The sequence below is a fragment of the Aquiflexum sp. genome, assembly GCF_977115555.1.
In genome coordinates, this window is record NZ_CDSBKL010000441.1 from 1 (window position 1) to 3,232 (window position 3,232).

Consider the following 3,232-nt stretch of genomic DNA (forward strand, 5'->3'; position numbering starts at 1 on the left):
TTGGTGGAGGTTCTTTCACCGATGTATGGAAAGGAATATGCTTCCAATTTTGCTTTTATCGGTGATTTCAGAAGTCATTTCAATACCTACAATGAAGCATTGAAAGCCAATCAGGAATGGGATAAGGTGATTTGGGATAATTATGCATTTGCTTTAACTAAATCCTCTTCAACCGGTCCTGTCTCTGAGAATCCGTTTTTGTTTTTGGGGATCACCGTTCTCATAGGTGTTTTTGGTGCATTGCTTTACATTCTTCCCCTTTACCGCGGACAACCCGAGGGAATCAAAAATGATGGGATTTTCTTTTCCTCGATGAAGTCCAAGGGACTTTTGGGGATGATTACCGGAGCTTGGTTGATCTTGTTCTATATCGTTTTGTATTGGTTTCCGGAATACATCACCAACCTTGTCCTGATGGTCGACCCGATCAGCATGGCACTTTCGGGTAATCCTGCAAGCCAATGGTTTTTGTATGGATTTATCTACACTTTAGCCATCATCGTGATGGGAATCAGGATGTTTAGGAAGTATCGTGGCAATGCCTATCAAACCATCAGAACTACTTCGGTAATGTTTTTCCAATTGGCTTTCGCCTTTTTGTTGCCTGAGATTTTGGTCTTGATGAACATGCCTTGGCATGACTTCAAAAATATCTGGCCTTTGGATTATTCCTTTTTCTATGAATACAGAATAGATGGAATGATCAGTTCAGGCGCTTTAGGTATGTTCATGTTGATTTGGGGCATCATCCTGATCGTAGTCGGAGTTCCATTATTCACCTATTTTTATGGAAAAAGGTGGTACTGTTCATGGGTTTGCGGCTGTGGTGGATTGGCAGAAACTTTGGGAGATCCTTACCGTCAGCTTTCTGACAAAACGGTCAAAGCCTGGAAAATTGAACGCTATCTCATTCACGGCGTCTTGGTTTTTGCGGTGGTTTCGACTGCATTGACAATCATAAATTATTTTACAGGCTTTGCCCTTTTGGGTCAGGCGACAGATCAGTTACACAGCATTTATGGATTTGCTATTGGTTCAGCATTTGCGGGAGTAATAGGAACCGGATTTTATCCCTTGATGGGTAACAGGGTTTGGTGTAGATTTGGGTGCCCATTGGCAGCCTACCTTGGATTGGTGCAGCGCTTCAAATCCAGGTTCCGCATCACCACCAACGGCGGTCAGTGTATCTCATGTGGCAATTGCTCTACCTATTGTGAAATGGGAATTGATGTCAGGTGGTATGCACAAAGGGGGCAGAATATCGTCCGTTCCTCCTGCGTAGGCTGTGGAGTATGTTCTGCGGTCTGTCCAAGGGGAGTATTAAAACTTGAAAATGGCGATGAGGAAGGGAGAATCAATGACATGCCCATTATCATCGGCAACAAATCCATCACTGTAAAAGCTTAATGATCTTCATTTATTTGTTTTTGGGAATATACATTCTGGCAATGCTGTTCATTTTATTCTACAGTTTTGCCCAAGCCCATTTGTTGTATCATTTCTTTAGATTCAAAAAGAATCCTAATATTTCCTTGGAGCCTGCAGAAAAGAATTTGCCCAAAGTGACAGTGCAGCTTCCTGTTTTCAATGAAATGTATGTCGTAGAAAGGTTGATCGATGCAGTTTCTAAATTCCGGTACCCGAAAGACAAGATAGAAATCCAGATTTTAGATGACAGTACGGATGAAACTTCTGAAATTATCAAAAGGAAGTTGGTAGAATATCCTTTTGTGAATTTCAAATATATCCATCGAACAGACAGAAAAGGCTATAAGGCTGGCGCATTGAGAGAAGGCATGGAAGTAGCGGAAGGGGAATTTATAGCCATTTTCGACGCTGATTTTGTCCCGGATCCTGATTTTTTGAAGAAGACCGTCGGACATTTTCAGGATGAAAAAGTGGGAATGGTTCAGACTAGATGGACACATCTGAATGAGGAATACTCTGTTTTGACTCGATTACAGGCCTTTGCTTTGGATGCACACTTTATGGTGGAGCAGATGGGAAGGAACGGTCAACATGCATTTATCAATTTCAATGGGACAGGAGGGATATGGAGGAAAAGCTGTATCCTCGATGCCGGCAATTGGCATGATGATACCTTGACAGAGGATTTAGATTTGAGCTATCGTGCCCAACAAAAAGGATGGGAGTTTATTTACAGGCCTGATATCAAATCCCCTGCGGAATTGCCTCCAATCATGTCCGCCATCAAATCCCAGCAATTTAGATGGACTAAAGGTGGCGCTGAATGTGCGGTCAAACATCTTGGAAATGTACTTTCCAAAAAGCTCCCACTCAAAACCAAAATGCATGCTACAGCTCATTTGTTGAATGCTGTGATATTTATCGCAGTATTTTTGGTAAGCCTCAGCAGTATTCCTATTTGGTGGGCTTTCCATAGCGGAATGATACCTGAGAGCTATTTTCAGGGTGCTGCTGTTTTTTTTGTGGGATTTGTGATCATAGCCTTGGTTTACTTTTTTGCCAACCTGAGTTTGGTGGACTATTCATGGAAAGGAATCGGGAGATTTTTATGGGAATTGCCATTGTTTCTTGCTGTATCCATGGGACTTGCCTTGCACAATGCACAGGCCGTTTGGGAGGGATTGACAGGAAAACCTTCACCTTTTATCCGGACTCCGAAGTATAACCTAGGTAAAAGTCAAAAATCATGGACCAAGAATATTTACAACCAGATTAAAATTCCATTTACCACCTATATTGAAGGTCTTTTTGCATTGATCTTTTTGGTGATGGTGGTAATGTCTTTCTATTTCAAAACTTATGAAATGTTGGTTTTTCACCTGATGCTGACTTTTGGTTATTCTGTGGTTTTCATTGAGTCACTGAAAAGTTATAGGCTGAAATAATCCCTAATTTCAAAAGGACTGTCAGAAGTTCCCTTCCAATTTCATCCAAAAATCGATGTCTTTTAATTCAATAGTAACAAACCAGCATAAACCATTCCCGATTATTGACGTGTTGATTCCGGCCTATAATGAAGAAGGTTCCATCGGAAAAGTCATCCAAGACATTCCCAAGTCAGTAAGGCATGTCATAGTCGTAAACAACAATTCCAAAGACAATACCCACCAAGTAGCCGAAAGGGCAGGAGCAAAAGTATTGGATGAGCCTAAAATGGGTTATGGAAAAGCATGTTTGACCGGGATGTCCTATTTGGCGAATCTGGATGTTGAGCCTGACATCCTTGTTTTTTTGGATGGAGATT

3 protein-coding genes are annotated in these 3,232 nt (G+C 41.5%); all 3 read left to right on the forward strand.

Translation table 11 applies throughout. The features are described from left to right. Window positions 1-1,407, forward strand: a 1,407-nt coding sequence (locus ACZFYI_RS17970) for a 4Fe-4S binding protein (protein WP_462525502.1), incomplete at its 5' end; no start/stop codon positions are given. Beyond that, the gene (locus tag ACZFYI_RS17975) at window positions 1,407-2,873 is read left to right on the forward strand and encodes a cellulose synthase family protein (RefSeq protein ID WP_462525503.1); all 1,467 of its coding nucleotides are present in this window, start codon (window positions 1,407-1,409) and stop codon (window positions 2,871-2,873) included. The genes ACZFYI_RS17970 and ACZFYI_RS17975, both read left to right, overlap by 1 nt. 55 nt (window positions 2,874-2,928) lie before the next feature. Further along, window positions 2,929-3,232 (forward strand): glycosyltransferase (locus tag ACZFYI_RS17980; protein WP_462525504.1); only part of this gene is annotated, 304 nt, incomplete at its 3' end.